This is a genomic window from Bacillus cereus group sp. BfR-BA-01382 (assembly GCF_022663475.1).
Lineage (GTDB): Bacteria > Bacillota > Bacilli > Bacillales > Bacillaceae_G > Bacillus_A > Bacillus_A thuringiensis_S.
In genome coordinates this window covers 1-16916 of sequence record NZ_JAKUFQ010000108.1, presented here as the reverse complement: position 1 = coordinate 16916, position 16916 = coordinate 1, and the positions used below count along the sequence as shown (strand labels likewise).

Sequence of the window (16916 nt, the reverse complement as noted above, 5' to 3'; positions counted from 1 at the left end):
AGGTTCAAATCCTGTCCCCGCAACCAAATGGTCCCGTGGTGTAGTGGTTAACATGCCTGCCTGTCACGCAGGAGATCGCCGGTTCGACCCCGGTCGGGACCGCCATTTTAATAAGGCTCGGTAGCTCAGTCGGTAGAGCAGAGGACTGAAAATCCTCGTGTCGGCGGTTCGATTCCGTCCCGAGCCACCATTTATTTTAATAAAATACGCCGGCTTAGCTCAATTGGTAGAGCAACTGACTTGTAATCAGTAGGTTGGGGGTTCAAGTCCTCTAGCCGGCACCATGTAAGTTTCGGAGGGGTAGCGAAGTGGCTAAACGCGGCGGACTGTAAATCCGCTCCTTCGGGTTCGGCAGTTCGAATCTGCCCCCCTCCACCATTTACATAGGGGCATAGTTTAAAGGTAGAACTGAGGTCTCCAAAACCTCCAGTGTGGGTTCGATTCCTACTGCCCCTGCCAAATATATTTACACAACATGGCGGTTGTGGCGAAGTGGTTAACGCACCGGATTGTGGCTCCGGCATTCGTGGGTTCGATTCCCATCAGTCGCCCCATTTTTATTTTTAAAATTACAAATAATTTAATTGATACTTACATATAATTAAGTAAGAATTCGATGGGCTATAGCCAAGCGGTAAGGCAACGGACTTTGACTCCGTCATGCGCTGGTTCGAATCCAGCTAGCCCAGCCATTTTTGCGGAAGTAGTTCAGTGGTAGAATACAACCTTGCCAAGGTTGGGGTCGCGGGTTCGAATCCCGTCTTCCGCTCCAATGAAATTTAATATGGCGGCATAGCCAAGTGGTAAGGCAGAGGTCTGCAAAACCTTTATCACCGGTTCAAATCCGGTTGCCGCCTTTTCTTTTGTGCCGATGTGGCGGAATTGGCAGACGCGCACGACTCAAAATCGTGTTCCTTCGGGAGTGTCGGTTCGACCCCGACCATCGGTATCATGAACGTCGTAAAAAAACTCTATACAATTAGTATAGAGTTTTTTTTGTTTTCTTTTCATTACATGACAAAATAAGCACAAAAAGTGTACGGTGAGTAAACTGCGAAACATTAAAAGGATAAAAACAAACATTCAATTTTATCCTTTTAATTGCGGTATTCTATAATATTCCCTTCGAGCACTCTAGAGAGAATTTCTCCACCCCGGTGACATGAAGTTAAATCCGACACCACCAGTAGATATTAGTACATGATCAGCTGTTAATTTCGTAATTTCTAAAAACTTCTTTTCAAACTTTTCTCTGTTGTATTTGTACATAGTTGAGTGGCACGACCACATGTGCGTTGAAGTACTCAACCAGTCCCCTAATTCCTTCAATTCAGGAAACGCCTCAAATTGGATTGGTTCATCTAATTTCATGAATCTTACTTGATAGATAGTTGGGTTTAACTTCTCTCCTATTCCTTTAAAAGCATGTGATTTTTTCTCATTTGAATGTGTCATAATTCTCCCTCCACCTTTTCTTCAAATTTTTCCCTATTTTTATTGTACAGCAATAGAAAGTAATTATGGGAATATTATGGAAATCGGTATCGGCAATATAAAAAGACTCTAACAGAAATGTTAGAGTCTTTTTTGTTAAATTATATTATGTGATGCTAAAATTCGTAATAAACTTAGGAATTCATGTATAATATAACTTGTCGAAAGAACAAAATGATAGTGATTTATATTATGTCTGTAATATGAATCAAAAATGAACTTTTTATATTTCTTTTAAAAATGTGTTGAACACACATTATATTTCATATTAATATTTTTATGTAGATTTAAAACGAGAAAGAGAGTGGAAAGTATGGGCCGTAAATGGAACAATATTAAAGACAAAAAAGCATCGAAAGATGCAAATACAAGCCGTATATACGCGAAATTTGGACGTGAAATTTATGTGGCGGCAAAACAAGGAGAGCCAGATCCAGAATCAAACCAAGCGCTTAGAGTCGTATTAGAACGTGCGAAAACATACAATGTACCAAGAACAATTATTGATCGTGCAGTTGAAAAGGCAAAAGGCGGTTCAGAGGAAAATTATGACGAGCTTCGTTATGAAGGATTTGGACCAAATGGAGCTATGGTTATTGTAGATACACTTACAAATAACGTAAACCGTACTGCAGCAGATGTACGAGCTGCATTTAGCAAAAACAGTGGTAACATGGGTGTAAACGGTTCTGTAGCTTACATGTTTGATGCGACAGCTGTTATCGGCCTTGAAGGTAAAACATCAGATGAAGTTCTTGAAATTTTAATGGAAGCAGATGTTGATGCACGTGACATTCTAGAAGAAGAAGATTCTGTTATCGTGTATGCTGAACCTGATCAATTCCATTCAGTACAATCTGCACTTAAAGGTGCTGGTGTTGAAGAATTTACAGTTGCAGAATTAACAATGCTTGCACAAAGTGATGTTACACTTCCCGAAGATGCTCAAGTACAATTTGAGAAAATGGTTGATGCATTAGAAGATTTAGAAGATGTGCAACAAGTTTACCACAACGTAGACTTAGGAGAATAATACGATAGAAGCCCTGTCCGTTTAACGGATAGAGGCTTTTTTTATGAAGTTAATTAAGTTGATGAATTAGTAAAGGTATTTTGTTGTAGACAGGGAATATGCTTATAGGGATATATGAAATAATCATTATTTCTAGGAGGTTTAATATGGAACATAAAACACCAAAGCATATCGTTGCTGTAGCAGGTTATTTAACAAATGAAAAAGATGAAGTGTTATTAGCTAAAGTACATTGGCGATCGGATACGTGGGAGTTGCCAGGAGGACAGGTGGAAGAAGGAGAAGCGCTCGATCAAGCAGTTTGTAGGGAAATGTTTGAGGAAACCGGTTTAACTGTGAAGCCGGTTGGAGTTACAGGTGTTTACTATAATGCTTCTATGCATATTTTAGCTGTTGTTTTTAAAGTGGCATATGTGAGCGGTGAAATAAAAATTCAACCTGAAGAAATACAAGAGGCTAAATTTGTTGCTTTAAATGAAGAGAATATAGATGAGTATATAACGCGTCCTCATATGAAATCCAGAACGCTTGATGCGATGAGAGCAACACATTATATTCCGTACGAAACGTGGGAAGTACAGCCGTATAGTTTAATAGGAAGATTGTAAAGAAAAGAGTGACTGATTTGAGATACATTCAAATCACTACTCTTTTTTTTGTATACTGTTTAAGAAAAAGGTCAAAATAATAATAGCGCTAGTATTGATTTGTAGAACGTTTGTTCTGTATAATGGATTTATCCCGCTATTTGCCGGGCAGCTCAATTGGTGAGGGCTAATAATCAGTGGGGATGAACAAAACCTCCACTGATTAAAGTTTCACTTTATATGTTATATACATTTAGATTACTAGATAGTTAAAAGTACATATATTTGTAGATGATATAATTAAAGTGTAAAGTGAAAATATAATAGTCTTAAGGGTTACTCTCTTATTGGTTATTCGTACTTTAACATACCTATATTCAATATTTCAGATGAATAGTAGATAAAAAAAGACTGTGATACAATACTTTTTTATCCGACTATTTGCTGGGCAGTAAGCCTGATTGATGAGGGCTTATTAAAGTTTCACTTTATACCTTACAATGATGTAAGGTACGTGTAAGAGAAATCGATGGGATATTTTTTTACAACAATGTATTCTTAAAGTAAGAGTTATATGCTGTGTGGAAAAGAGGTGTTCAAGATGAAAGAACGAGTATTATCTAGGGTGAACTATCATCAAAAAGTTGCATTAAATCCAATGACTAAACTTTTTTATAAAGCCATTATATTATTATTATTGTTAAGTTGTACGTTATTATTCATTGGAAATGTAATGATTGAGCAAAGTGATATTAGTAAATTACATGTGCCGGCTAAGTTAGAGGTACCAGAATCATTAACACATGCATTTATTGCGACAGAAGATAAAAGATTTTATCATCATAACGGTTTAGATTATATAGCAATTATTAGGGCCTCTGTTGAGAATATAAAGGCTGGTGGTGTCGTACAAGGAGGAAGCACGATTACACAGCAGCTATCTAAAAATGCTTTTTTAACGAATGAACGTACATTTTCTCGTAAGTGGAAAGAGATTTTTTATACGAAAAAAATTGAACGTACATTTACGAAGGATGAAATTTTAAAATTATATGTAAGTAACATTTATTATGGAGAAGGAGCATGGGGAATTGAAAAAGCAGCAAACCTTTACTTCGGTAAAAAGGTGAACCAATTAACGTTGGCTGAAAGTGCAATGATGGCTGCTGTAGTAAAAGCACCTGCTTATTACTCACCTGCCCAAAATTATGATAAAGCAGTAGAGAGACGAAATGTCGTTTTGAGACTAATGGAGAAAGAAGGCTATATAAGTCATGATGAGTATGTTCAAGCAGTTAGTGAGAAATTGGTAATTCGTCATGATATAAAAATAGAGCAGTCGATGTTAAATAGCGCGCGTAAAAAAGCAGTAAGTTAAGAGAAGTTCCTACAGAGGAGCTTCTTTTTTTGAATAAATTGTGACAAATTGTGACACAATATCGTCACAATTATTGTGTTTTTGTAATTTATGTGAGCGTGTTCATTGCGTGACGTATATAAGTGTTGATATTATGTGTATTGTGTACAATGCTGTATACAGAATATGAATTTAAAGAGGAATGTATATGAAATCAAATAAACTCATGGCTCTTGGTATAGTTTTTTCTATCGCAGTATTGATTGTAATTGGAACAATTGCGTATAGCATCATAAATGACAAAAAAGATAAAGGGAATGAGATGTTTGCTTATTCCACGCAACAATCTTTAGGGAAAGATGATGCTCCAGTTAAGGTAGTTGAATTTGGAGACTTCAAATGTCCTGCTTGTCGTACTTGGGATGTAACAGTATTACCTCGATTAAAAGAAGAGTATATTGATAAAGGCAAAGTGCAGTTATATTTTATTAACTTCCCATTTATCGGAAAAGACTCGGATTTAGGTGCAGCAGCTGGTGAAGCAATTTATAAACAAGATAAAGATTCATTCTGGATTTTCTATGATGAGATTTATCAAAATCAAAAGAAAGATACGGAAGAATGGATTACAGAAGATTTGCTTCTTAGCATTGTGAAAGAGAAACTTCCAAAAGTTGATGTAGAGCAATTTAAGAAAGATTTACACAGTAAAGAAATTACAGAAAAAGTACGTAAAGATTCAGATCGTGCTCAAAAATTAAAAGTTCAAGGTGCTCCTTCAGTATATGTAAACGGAAATCTTGCAAACCCTGATTTCGATAGTATGAAGAAGGCCATTGATAAAGAATTGAAAAAGTGATGAGGTCTCTCATCACTTTTTCGACTTTTTTCGATAAAATTCTTGCCTCTATTTTTTTAACATGCTATACTACTTTACATAAGTTATTCTAATATCTTATATGTAATTCATATTTGCGGGTGTAGTTTAGTGGTAAAACAAGAGCCTTCCAAGCTCTGGTCGAGAGTTCGATTCTCTTCACCCGCTCCAAATTTTATTAAATGTTTTTCTATAAATTGTGATCAACGCAGTGTTTCGTTTCCGAGATAAACGAGGCATTGCGTTTTTTAATGTTTGAAAAATATAATTACATGCGAAAATAGAAGTAAATAATAGTATTCCAAAAGTGAATTACTAACCAATAAAGTCGTTACATAAGGGATGATGGATTCATCTGAGGAGGCGATTAAGAGTGGATTTTGAACAATTAAAGCAAGATGTAATTGCGTATAGTAAAACAATTGGCATAGATAAAATAGGCTTTGCGAGTGCTTCTCCTTTTGAGGAATTAAAGCAGCGCTTAATCCAGCAACAACAATTAAATTATCAATCTGGATTTGAAGAGCCTGATATAGAGAAGAGAACGAATCCGCAACTTTTATTACCGGGTGCTAAATCAATTATTGCGATTGCTTTAGCATATCCTTCAAAATTAAAAAATGCACCATTAAGTAAGCGTGGAGAACGCCGTGGAATTTTTTGCCGTGCTTCTTGGGGACAAGATTATCATCTTGTTTTACGAGATCGTTTGCAAAAATTAGAAGCATATTTAATTGAAAAACTTCCGGATATAGAAGTGAAGTCCATGGTTGATACAGGTGAATTAAGTGATCGAGCTGTATCAGAGCGTGCAGGCATTGGCTGGAGTGGGAAAAACTGTGCTATTATTACACCTGAATTCGGTTCGTACGTATACTTAGGGGAAATGATTACAAATGTTCCATTCCCGCCAGATAAGCCGATAGAAGATCAATGCGGGGGCTGTACGAAATGTATCGATATTTGTCCTACAGGTGCTTTAATACAGGGGGGACAGTTAGATTCGAAGAAGTGTATTGCGTTTTTAACACAGACGAAAGGATTCCTACCTGAAGAATATCGCGATAAAATAGGAAATCGTATATATGGATGTGATACGTGTCAGACTGTTTGCCCGAAAAACAAAGGAATGGATTTTCATAATCATCCTGAGATGGAGCCGGACCCTGAGCTAGTTAAACCATTATTAACGCCACTTTTAACAATTAGTAATCGTGATTTTAAAGAGAAATATGGGATTATGTCAGGGTCATGGAGAGGGAAAAAGCCACTGCAAAGAAATGCGATTTTAGCATTAGCACATTTTAAAGAAGCATCGGCAATTCCTGATTTAATTGGTGTTATGAAAGATGACCCAAGACCGGTATTGCGCGGAACGGCAGCATGGGCACTTGGGAAAATTGGGGGAGATGGAGTAGGCGAAGCGATTGAGAAAGCGATGGAACGTGAGAAAGATGAAGAAGTACTTCATGAAATGAAGCGCGGGCTTGAATTGTTAGCACAGAAAAAAGAGTAGATAATATTTCCCTTTTTCATATTGTAATATGGGAGGGAAACGAAATGGCTGTAAAAATGAATATTGAAAAGCAAGTACAACAGTTTTTAGCATATATCACAGAGAAACGAACAGACGTGGATGGTATTGCTGAGGATTTACTACAAATGGCACAGAGAAAGAAACAATTGTTTCAAAGGCGTAGTGCACATATAGTGAAAGCAACTGCGGATGTTTCTTTCATTAGACAATTAAATAGTAATGACCATCAAGAAATTGATTATCAAATACATTTTAAATATTTAATTAAGCATAAAGAATTATTTTATATTGAAGAGGAACAATTAAAACGAAGAGTTTGTTTAAATAATAGTCGGATTATAGGCGATTATGATATTGAAGTGTCAGAAGAAATTAGAATGGGTGAGACATTAGAAAGGGAAATTACGAAAGAGAAGTACGGTTCTTATCAGTATAATCGTTTAGAGGCAGTGAAATATGCAGAGCGTTGGTGGGATGACCGAAATCCTATGTATCGTAATTTCCCTGATAATTGTACGAATTTTATTTCTCAATGTCTTCATACTGGAGAAGTACCTATGAACGGATATCCTAATATTCGTAAAGGATGGTGGCAAAGGGAGAATCAGTGGAGTTGGAGCTGGGCTGTTGCACATTCTTTTTATTGGTATTTGTCAGGTGCTACAACAGGACTTCGAGCAGAGGCGGTAGAGAGGCCAGAAGAACTTATTCTTGGAGATGTTATTGCTTATGATTTCGAGGATGACGGAAGATGGAATCATACGACGATTGTAGTAGCAAAAGATGCAGATGGTATGCCGCTTGTAAATGCACATTCAGCGAATAGCCGTCGACGTTATTGGAACTATGAAGACTCTAGTAAATATACACCACAAATGAAATATAAATTCTTTCATATTATTAATGGGTAGAGATTTTTCGCTCAAGTGGTATAATACGTAGTAGACAAAAAACAGAGGTGAATATCGCGTGGGAGTACATGTTGTTTTATATCAGCCAGAAATTCCAGCAAATACAGGGAATATTGCTCGTACTTGTGCAGCAACTGGAACAGAATTACATTTGATTAGACCGCTTGGATTTTCAACGGATGATAAAATGTTAAAGCGTGCCGGATTAGATTATTGGCAGCACGTGAAAATTACGTATTATGATTCAATTGAAGAATTTTATGAAAAAAATAAAGATGGTGAATTCTTCTATTTAACGAAGTATGGCGAAAAAGCTCATACAGCGTTTGACTATAGCAAGCGCGAGAAGGATTACTATTTTGTATTTGGAAGAGAAACAAACGGCTTACCAGCTAATGTAATCGAAGAAAACTTTGATCATTGTTTACGTATTCCAATGACAGATAAAGTACGTTCATTAAATTTATCTAATACAGCAGCAATTTTAATTTATGAAGCGTTCCGTCAACAAAATTACCCTGGATTAGATTTAGAAATCGTTTATTAAAAGTCGCCATATGGCGACTTTTTTTTATAAAATAAAAATAATATGTAATCATACATTTAAAAGAGAGGACATAATCATATAGAATGGGATATATGATTAAAAATAGATAAGACGGGTTGAGATAAATATGAAGGAAGAATATAGTAATCAAAATACCTTTTTAAGTATGATAGATATGGATTTAATTAGACAAGGATTATTACATGCTATTCAAGATTTAGTATTTATTTTGAAAGTTATTGATGATGAAACGTTTAAATATATGTATGTGAATAGAATAGGAATGGATTATGCTAGGTTAAGCGAAGAGTGCTATGGAAAAACTTTTGCAGAAGTATTACCAAAAGATATAGCGGGGATATTGCAAAGGCAATATGAAAAAGTAGTGAGAGAAGCGAAAGCACACACATTTTGTGATGTAGTCAAATTACAAAAAGGTGAGATACATTATGAATCTTCACTTAATCCTGTCTGCGATGAAGAAGGAATATGTCAATTTGTTATTTGTATTACAAGAGATATTACAGCTCAAATTGAGGAGAAGACAGAGATAGAGGAAAAACAAATGTTATTTAAGTCGTTACTAGAATATAATAATGACTCAATTATATCTATAGATTCTATAGGGAGAGTTACATATGCAAACCCGGCAACGTATGAAATATTTGGATACCGGTATGAAGAGTTAAATAATAAATTTATTTTTGAATTCATTAATAAAGAATATGAAAAAGACTTTCAAATTCTATTTAAAGGAGCTCTGCAGGGAAGAGCAAAACAAATTGTTTCAAAGAAATATGTTCATAAAGAAGGGTACGAGCTATATATTTCTTTGAGAACTATCCCGATTATTGTGAACGGTGAAATTGTTGGAGTTTATATTGTTACGAGAGATGTTACAAGGCAAGTATTAAACGAAATGCGAACAGAATATTTAGCCTACTATGACCAGTTAACGGGATTAATGAATAGAATTTCATGTACAAATAAGTTAAATACTTTTTTAAAAGAGAGTATAAATTTTGCGCTTGTATTTATAGATTTAGATGAGTTTCATCGTATTAATGATACATTTGGTCATAAAGAGGGAGATAAAGTATTACAAAAAGTTACAGAATGTTTAAGCAATCTAAAAATAGAAGGTATGCACTTATTTAGAGAACACGATGATCAATTTGTTATGTTAATAGAAAATATAACGAAAGAATGTGTAGAGGAAATTGCAAAAGGCATACTGAAAAATATTAGTGAATATTTTGTAATCGAGGAAGAAGATGTATATTTAAGTGCGTCAATTGGAATTGTAATGGCTCCAGCAGATGGAGAAGATGAAAAAATACTATTTCAGAGGGTCGATGCTGCTTTAGAAAAAGCAAAAGAAAAAGGAAAAGGACATTATCATTTTTATTGTAGTGGATTAGACTGTGAGCGTGAACAAAGGTTTATAATAGAAAACCAGTTACATCGTGCTATAGAAAAAAATGAGTTTTTTTTATATTATCAGCCACAAATTAATATTGAAACGAAAAAAATAGCTAGTATGGAAGCTTTAATAAGGTGGGAGAATAAGGAATTAGGATTTGTTTCTCCAAATCAATTTATTCCGTTGGCAGAAAGAACAGGATTTATTATTAAGCTCGATGAATGGGTAGTAAATCAAGTGTGTCAGCAACTGCGCGAATGGTTAAATAAAGGATATGAAGTGGTCCCAATTGCAGTTAATATTTCAGCTAGACACTTTCGCTCTATTACATTAATAGAGATGATTACACGGGCTTTAAATAAGTACAATGTACCAGCTTATTTATTAGCGATAGAGGTTACAGAAGGAGCTCTTATACATAAAGATATATCGAAGAGAGTGTTACTACAATTAAAAGAACAAAATTTAAAGATTCATTTAGATGATTTTGGAACAGGCTATTCATCTTTAAGTTACTTGAAAACATATCCAATTGATACTTTAAAAATTGATCGTTCTTTTATGGAAGGTATACATATAGATGAACGTGATACGAATATTACAGCTGCAATTATTCATTTAGCTCATACTTTAGAACTGAATGTAATTGCAGAGGGAGTAGAAAAAAAGGAGCAAATACAGTTTTTGAAAGAAAAGAATGTGAAGCTTGTACAAGGTTATTATTATAGTCGACCATTATCCAAATATGATATGGAAAATATGTATTATAAATAATGTATAAAAAAATGATGTGCTAAAAGCACATCATTTTTTATGTGTACCTGGTTTGTCATTGTAACCAGATGTAAAAATAGCTGTAAGAAATGTGAGTGATACACCTAAAATTAATAATAATTTCATACTAATATCCTCCTTACTTTTTTCGGTTCACGAGTTCTATTTATTACCCAAAATGTATGTAAGGTTCTTAGAAGAAAAGAATTTATTTATAATGAATAGCAGTGTGAAAATGTTAATACCTATATTATACAGAATTTTCTTTGAATTTTGGAGAGAATTTTAGCGTGCTATTATATATTTCGTTTTGATTTAAAGAATGTTTAAGGACATCCTAGCATACCTTTTATAATAATCCGATTGAACAAGGAGATGGGGGAGGAGCTATAATGGATATTCTAAAAAAGATTGAACAGCATCGAGCAGCAGAAGAACGGTTACAATGGGAAGGTACGTTTGCGGAGTATTTGGAGCTTGTGAAAGAAAGACCATGGGTGGCTCAAACAGCACACTCTCGCATTTACAATATGATAAAAGATGCTGGAATTGAAGAAGTTGATGGTAGAAGAAAGTATAACTTCTTTAGTAATCAGCTCTTTGGATTAGAGGATGCTCTAGAACGTCTTGTAGAGGAATATTTTCATCCATCCGCAAAACGATTAGATGTTAGAAAAAGAATTTTATTATTAATGGGTCCTGTTAGTGGAGGGAAATCAACGTTAGTTACGATGTTGAAACGAGGATTAGAAACATATTCACGAACAGATCGTGGAGCAATTTTTGCAATTAAAGGATGTCCAATGCATGAGGATCCACTGCATTTAATTCCACATCATTTACGAGATGATTTCTTTGATGAGTATGGGGTTAGAATTGAAGGAAATTTATCACCACTAAATGTCATGCGTTTAGAGCAAGAATACGGATCAAGAATTGAGGATGTAGTTGTAGAGCGTATTTTCTTCTCTGAAGATCGCCGTACAGGGATTGGTACATTTAGCCCGTCTGATCCAAAATCACAGGATATTGCAGATTTAACAGGTAGTCTGGACTTTTCTACGATTGCAGAATATGGTTCAGAATCAGACCCGCGTGCGTATCGATTTGATGGAGAATTAAATAAGGCGAACCGAGGAATGATGGAGTTCCAAGAGATGTTAAAATGTGATGAGAAGTTTTTATGGCACTTATTATCGCTTACGCAAGAAGGGAATTTCAAAGCGGGAAGATTTGCGCTTATTTCAGCAGATGAATTAATTGTAGCGCATACGAATGAAACAGAGTATCGCTCATTTATAGCAAATAAGAAAAATGAGGCATTGCACTCAAGAATTATTGTAATGCCAGTTCCTTATAATTTACGAGTAAGTGAAGAAGAACATATTTATGAAAAAATGATTCGTGAAAGTGATGTGTCGAATGTTCACATTGCACCACACACACTTCGCGTTGCAGCAATGTTCACTATTTTAACTCGTTTAAAAGATCCGAAGCGTCCGGATATTGATTTAATTAAAAAGATGCGTTTGTATGATGGAGAAACGGTAGAAGGTTATAATGCGATTGATGTAGAGGAGCTACAACGAGAATATCAAGATGAAGGTATGAAGGGTATTGATCCTCGTTATGTCATTAACCGAATTTCGTCTACAATCATTCGAAAAGAGGTACCATCTATTAACGCGTTAGATGTACTTAGATCTTTAAAAGATGGGCTGGATCAGCATCCATCGATTAGTAATGAAGACCGTGAACGTTATATGAATTTCATCTCATTAGCGAGAAAAGAATACGATGAAATCGCAAAGAAAGAAGTACAAAAGGCGTTTGTTTATTCATATGAAGAATCGGCTAAGACACTTATGGATAATTATTTAGATAACGTCGAGGCGTACTGCAATAAATCGAAATTACGTGATCCGTTAACAGGAGAAGAAATGAGTCCAGATGAAAAATTAATGCGCTCAATTGAAGAGCAAATTGGGATTTCAGAAAATGCTAAGAAAGCGTTCCGTGAAGAGATTTTAATTCGCATTTCTGCTTATGCCCGTAAAGGAAAACGCTTTGATTATAATTCACATGAACGTCTTCGTGAAGCGATTCAGAAAAAACTATTTGCTGATTTAAAAGATATAGTGAAAATTACAACATCAACGAAAACGCCAGACGAAAATCAGCTTAAGAAAATCAATGATGTTGTTGCGCGTTTAATTGATGAGCATGGCTATAATTCTTCTTCAGCAAATGAATTATTACGCTATGTAGGTAGCTTGTTAAACCGATAGTTTGATAACAAAACGCTGTCTCTTGTATTTTGCGGGACAGCGTTTTATTATCCGTTCATATGTGTATAAAGTGTCATACCTTGTCCAAATGTAATAAATTAAGATGCAATTTCATGAATTTATTGTCAATTATTTTTACAATATGCATATGATAGAGTAACCAACCATTCATACGAAAAAAGCCAACACAATACAATATGTTGCAAAGTAAAAATGTGTGCAACAATGCATTGTGTTTCTTTCTTATCAGTGGCTGAATATTTCTTTCTATTATGTGAGTGGCAAAATTTTGTTTAGGATGCTCGGGTATTGTATGAAAAACGTTATAAATGTTTATGGGATGATTTTCTGTGGGCAGTTACCTTTCAAATATTCTAGCTTGCACAGTACAGAACAAAATTTATAGATTGCTGTTCATAAAGGAAGACAATTACAGTAAGGAGGGAAAGGAATGGGCGAAGAAAATCAACCAAATTATACGATTTCACAGGAAAACTGGTCCCTCCATCGCAAAGGATATGACGACCAACAACGCCATCAAGAAAAAGTACAAGAGGCAATTAAGAATAATTTACCCGATCTTGTAACAGAAGAAAGTATAGTTATGTCTAATGGCAAAGATGTTGTAAAAATACCAATTCGTTCTCTAGATGAATATAAGATTAGATACAATTATGATAAAAATAAACATGTTGGGCAAGGAAACGGTGACAGTAAAGTTGGTGATGTCGTTGCGAGAGATGGATCAGGTGGTCAAAAACAAAAAGGGCCAGGAAAAGGGCAAGGAGCAGGAGATGCAGCTGGGGAAGATTACTATGAAGCTGAAGTCTCTATTTTAGAATTAGAGCAGGCGTTTTTCAGAGAGTTAGAGCTGCCTAATTTAAAGAGAAAAGAAATAGATGAAAATCGGATTGAACATGTTGAATTTAATGACATTAGAAAAACAGGATTATGGGGAAATATCGATAAGAAACGAACAATGATATCTGCATATAAACGAAATGCGATGCGTGGTAAAGCATCTTTCCATCCAATTCATCAAGAAGACTTAAAGTTCCGCACTTGGAATGAAGTATTAAAGCCAGATTCAAAGGCTGTTGTGTTAGCGATGATGGATACGAGTGGATCGATGGGAATGTGGGAGAAGTATATGGCACGTAGCTTCTTTTTCTGGATGACAAGATTTTTACGAACAAAGTATGAAACAGTTGATATTGAATTTATTGCTCACCATACAGAAGCGAAAGTCGTCACAGAAGAAGAATTTTTCTCAAAAGGAGAAAGTGGCGGAACAATATGTTCTTCCGTATATAAAAAGGCATTAGAACTGATTGATAATAAATATTCACCAGACCGCTATAATATTTATCCATTCCATTTTTCAGATGGTGATAATTTAACATCAGATAACGCTAGGTGTGTAAAGCTTGTGGAAGAATTAATGAAGAAATGTAATATGTTTGGATATGGGGAAGTGAATCAGTATAATCGCCATAGTACACTCATGTCAGCCTATAAAAATATTAAAGATGAAAACTTTAGATACTATATTTTAAAGCAAAAAGCAGACGTATTTCATGCGATGAAAAGCTTTTTTAGAGAAGAATCAGGTGAGAAAATGGCATAACCTCTTTTAAAGAGGTTCTTTTTTTGTAAACTTTTTATTTTTTTAGTTGACAATGATAATGAAAATCATTATCATTTATTCGAGAAATGATTACATTTCGAATTATATATTTTGGAGGAGATGTAAAGTTGAAACAAAATAAAAGAAAACGTATAAATGCAATGATTATAGCGGCGGCGTTATCACTTCCGTTTGCTGTTTATTCAACACCTGCTTTAGCGGCAGTGGCAATTGAGGCGAATAAAACGGGACAAGGTTTAGAAGATGGTACATATGATGCTGTTATTAAAGCGTATAAAGATAAAACGAATGAAGAGTCTATGGCAGCTGTTTATATAAAGGATCCGAAATTAACAATTGAGAATGGAAAGAAAATTGTAACAGCAACGTTAAGTGATAGTGATTTCTTCCAATACTTGAAAACAGAGGATATTCATACGCCAGGTGTGTTTCATGATGTAAAGGTCCTATCAGAAGACAAAAAGAAAAATGGGACGAAGGTTATTCAATTTGAAGTTGGAGAATTAGGAAAAACATACAATATGCAAATGCATATTTATATTCCAACGATGGCCTATGATAATAAATATCAAGTGCAGTTTGAAGTAAATGCTATAAATTTAGAAAACAATGTTTCAGAAAAACAAAAGGAAAATAAAGAGGAGCAACAAGATGAAAACGGAAATGTAATATTAGATAAGCAATTACAAAAATATATTAATAAATATAACTTAGATAGAGATAATGTAGATGCGCCAATCACAAAGAAAGATTTATTACAAATTAAAACATTATCCATTTATTCAGGTAAAGGGATAAATGAAATAGCTGGTTTAGAGTATATGACAAATTTAGAGAAGTTGACGTTACGAGAGTCTAATGTAACAGATATATCAGCTATCTCGAAATTGAGAAGTTTGAAGTACGTTGATTTAACTTCTAATTCAATTGAAAGTATTCATCCAATTGGGCAATTAGAGAATATTAATATGCTTTTTTTAAGAGATAATAAAATTTCTGATCTTACACCATTAAGTAAAATGAAAAAAATCAAAACATTAGATTTAATCGGTAATAACATTAAAGATATCCAGCCATTATTTACATTATCAACTATGAAACAATTATACTTAGCAAATAATCAAATCAGTGATCTTAATGGAATTGATCGATTAAATAATGTGGAACTATTATGGATAGGGAACAATAAAATTAATAATGTTGAATCTATTAGTAAAATGAGTAATCTTATTGAACTAGAAATTGCTGATAGTGAAATAAAAGATATATCACCATTATCTCAATTAGGAAATTTACAAGTGCTGAATTTAGAAGAGAATTATATCTCTGATATATCGCCGTTGAGCACTTTAACAAATTTACATGAGATAAATCTTGGAGCAAATGAAATTTCTGACGTAAGGCCTGTTGAGGAATTAGGTAAGCGAATTTCAATTGACATTCAAAGACAAAAAATCTTTTTAAATGAAGCAAGCGTAGATGAGGAATTAAAAATCCCAGTATACAACCTTAAGGGAGAACCACTTCAAAATATTAATGTAAAAAGTGAGGGGGCTACTCTGAATAACGGATTTATAAAATGGAATAGTCCTGGAGAAAAAATATATGAATTTAAACTAGATACTAATTCTACTGAAAGTAAAATAAGATTTAATGGTACGGTTATACAGAATATAGTTGAAAAACAAAAAGAACGTGCAAATGTAATTCTCGATAAAACTTTACAACAACATATTAATAAAGAGAATTTAGGTAGAGAGAACTTAAACGCTCCTATCACAAAAGAAGATTTATTACAGGTTAAAAAATTAGAGATACTTAAAGAAAAAGGAAATGAGATAAAAGATATAACAGGTTTAGAGTACATGACGAACTTAGAAAACCTTACTTTAGAAGGAGTAGGCCTGAAAAATATTGATTTCATCTCAAACTTGAAACGATTGAATAATGTGAATGTATCTCATAATCAAATTGAAGATATAACACCGCTATCTTCATTGAAAAATTTACAGTGGTTAAATCTTACTGAGAATCGTATTACAGATGTAACGGTTCTTGGCTCAATGTTAGACTTACTTAGTTTAAAATTAGCTGAAAATGAGATTCGTGATGTAAGGCCATTAATACAATTAGGTCAGTGGGTAACAATTGATGTTAGAAGGCAAAAGGTCATTTTGGATGATGCAGAAATAAATAAAGAAGTGAAAATACCTGTATATGATTTAGAGGGAGAGCCAATTGAAAAGATTACACTAAAGAGTGAAGGTGGAACTCTTACTGATGAGGGAATCATTTGGCGTACTTTAGGAGAAAAAATATATGAATTTGATTTAGATGCAGATCATTATGAGACTGGCATATTATATAGTGGCATTGTAATGCAGAATATAGTAGAAAAATTAATACCAAAAGAAGAAGTGAAAGAACCAACAAAGGAAGT

At 34.2% G+C, this 16916-nt stretch carries 12 protein-coding genes and 11 tRNA genes; 22 read left to right on the top strand and 1 reads right to left on the bottom strand.

What is annotated here, in order from left to right; genetic code table 11:
- Positions 1-29: 29 nt before the first annotated feature.
- The 10 genes from MR160_RS28040 (at position 30) to MR160_RS27995 (ending at position 949) form a co-directional block, all read left to right on the top strand.
- Positions 30-105, top strand: a tRNA-Asp gene (locus MR160_RS28040).
- A 9-nt stretch (positions 106-114) separates the two neighbouring features.
- Positions 115-190 (top strand) — tRNA-Phe (locus tag MR160_RS28035).
- A gap of 18 nt (positions 191-208) precedes the next feature.
- Positions 209-284: transfer RNA gene (locus MR160_RS28030), tRNA-Thr, on the top strand.
- 10 nt (positions 285-294) lie between these two features.
- A tRNA-Tyr gene (locus MR160_RS28025) sits at positions 295-378 on the top strand.
- Between the two features lie 7 nt (positions 379-385).
- Positions 386-459 (top strand) — tRNA-Trp (locus MR160_RS28020).
- 19 nt (positions 460-478) lie between these two features.
- Positions 479-554: transfer RNA gene (locus MR160_RS28015), tRNA-His, on the top strand.
- Positions 555-617: 63 nt separating this feature from the next.
- Positions 618-692: transfer RNA gene (locus MR160_RS28010), tRNA-Gln, on the top strand.
- A gap of 5 nt (positions 693-697) precedes the next feature.
- Positions 698-772, top strand: a tRNA-Gly gene (locus tag MR160_RS28005).
- A gap of 14 nt (positions 773-786) precedes the next feature.
- Positions 787-857, top strand: a tRNA-Cys gene (locus tag MR160_RS28000).
- 10 nt (positions 858-867) lie between these two features.
- A tRNA-Leu gene (locus MR160_RS27995) sits at positions 868-949 on the top strand.
- A 185-nt stretch (positions 950-1134) separates the two neighbouring features.
- Here the strand turns inward: MR160_RS27995 and MR160_RS27990 are convergent.
- Positions 1135-1455 carry a DUF3884 family protein gene (locus MR160_RS27990; protein WP_000149824.1) on the bottom strand — a complete coding sequence of 107 codons (321 nt, stop codon included), beginning with the start codon at positions 1453-1455 and terminating at the stop codon, positions 1135-1137.
- A gap of 352 nt (positions 1456-1807) precedes the next feature.
- On the opposite strand from MR160_RS27990, the gene MR160_RS27985 reads away from it, so the two are divergent.
- From MR160_RS27985 to MR160_RS27930, 12 genes are all read left to right on the top strand, one after another.
- Complete coding sequence (locus MR160_RS27985) at positions 1808-2527, top strand: YebC/PmpR family DNA-binding transcriptional regulator (RefSeq protein WP_000532954.1); 720 nt, start codon at positions 1808-1810, stop codon at positions 2525-2527.
- Positions 2528-2673: 146 nt separating this feature from the next.
- Positions 2674-3135 (top strand): NUDIX hydrolase, encoded by a 462-nt coding sequence (locus MR160_RS27980; RefSeq protein ID WP_000400451.1) that lies wholly within the window; start codon positions 2674-2676, stop codon positions 3133-3135.
- 580 nt (positions 3136-3715) lie between these two features.
- Positions 3716-4492 (top strand): transglycosylase domain-containing protein, encoded by a 777-nt coding sequence (locus MR160_RS27975; RefSeq protein WP_000664718.1) that lies wholly within the window; start codon positions 3716-3718, stop codon positions 4490-4492.
- Between the two features lie 187 nt (positions 4493-4679).
- Positions 4680-5330 (top strand): DsbA family protein, encoded by a 651-nt coding sequence (locus tag MR160_RS27970; RefSeq protein WP_000841308.1) that lies wholly within the window; start codon positions 4680-4682, stop codon positions 5328-5330.
- Positions 5331-5445: 115 nt separating this feature from the next.
- Positions 5446-5519 (top strand) — tRNA-Gly (locus tag MR160_RS27965).
- 202 nt (positions 5520-5721) lie between these two features.
- Positions 5722-6864 carry a tRNA epoxyqueuosine(34) reductase QueG gene (gene queG, locus MR160_RS27960; protein WP_000345208.1) on the top strand — a complete coding sequence of 381 codons (1143 nt, stop codon included), beginning with the start codon at positions 5722-5724 and terminating at the stop codon, positions 6862-6864.
- Positions 6865-6908: 44 nt separating this feature from the next.
- Entirely contained in the window at positions 6909-7796 is an 888-nt protein-coding gene (locus MR160_RS27955) for an amidase domain-containing protein (protein ID WP_000279323.1), read from the top strand.
- Between the two features lie 58 nt (positions 7797-7854).
- Entirely contained in the window at positions 7855-8343 is a 489-nt protein-coding gene (gene trmL / locus MR160_RS27950) for a tRNA (uridine(34)/cytosine(34)/5-carboxymethylaminomethyluridine(34)-2'-O)-methyltransferase TrmL (protein ID WP_000538147.1), read from the top strand.
- 127 nt (positions 8344-8470) lie between these two features.
- Positions 8471-10540: a sensor domain-containing protein gene (locus MR160_RS27945; protein ID WP_000657163.1), complete on the top strand. Its 2070-nt coding sequence runs from the start codon at positions 8471-8473 to the stop codon at positions 10538-10540.
- 392 nt (positions 10541-10932) lie between these two features.
- Positions 10933-12828 carry a PrkA family serine protein kinase gene (locus MR160_RS27940; protein ID WP_000353273.1) on the top strand — a complete coding sequence of 632 codons (1896 nt, stop codon included), beginning with the start codon at positions 10933-10935 and terminating at the stop codon, positions 12826-12828.
- A 451-nt stretch (positions 12829-13279) separates the two neighbouring features.
- Positions 13280-14455 (top strand): sporulation protein YhbH, encoded by a 1176-nt coding sequence (yhbH, locus tag MR160_RS27935; RefSeq protein WP_000503516.1) that lies wholly within the window; start codon positions 13280-13282, stop codon positions 14453-14455.
- A 128-nt stretch (positions 14456-14583) separates the two neighbouring features.
- A partial coding sequence (locus MR160_RS27930; RefSeq protein ID WP_118961985.1) for a leucine-rich repeat domain-containing protein occupies positions 14584-16916 on the top strand: 2333 nt, incomplete at its 3' end.

What these genes read in the sequence shown, in the direction of transcription:
- MR160_RS27990 (WP_000149824.1), bottom strand. Translation starts at nt 1,455, where the DNA reads ATGACACATTCAAATGAGAAAAAATCACATGCTTTTAAAGGAATAGGA.
- MR160_RS27945 (WP_000657163.1), top strand. Translation starts at nt 8,471, where the DNA reads ATGAAGGAAGAATATAGTAATCAAAATACCTTTTTAAGTATGATAGAT.
- MR160_RS27970 (WP_000841308.1), top strand. Translation starts at nt 4,680, where the DNA reads ATGAAATCAAATAAACTCATGGCTCTTGGTATAGTTTTTTCTATCGCA.
- MR160_RS27985 (WP_000532954.1), top strand. Translation starts at nt 1,808, where the DNA reads ATGGGCCGTAAATGGAACAATATTAAAGACAAAAAAGCATCGAAAGAT.
- MR160_RS27940 (WP_000353273.1), top strand. Translation starts at nt 10,933, where the DNA reads ATGGATATTCTAAAAAAGATTGAACAGCATCGAGCAGCAGAAGAACGG.
- yhbH (WP_000503516.1), top strand. Translation starts at nt 13,280, where the DNA reads ATGGGCGAAGAAAATCAACCAAATTATACGATTTCACAGGAAAACTGG.
- MR160_RS27975 (WP_000664718.1), top strand. Translation starts at nt 3,716, where the DNA reads ATGAAAGAACGAGTATTATCTAGGGTGAACTATCATCAAAAAGTTGCA.
- MR160_RS27980 (WP_000400451.1), top strand. Translation starts at nt 2,674, where the DNA reads ATGGAACATAAAACACCAAAGCATATCGTTGCTGTAGCAGGTTATTTA.
- MR160_RS27955 (WP_000279323.1), top strand. Translation starts at nt 6,909, where the DNA reads ATGGCTGTAAAAATGAATATTGAAAAGCAAGTACAACAGTTTTTAGCA.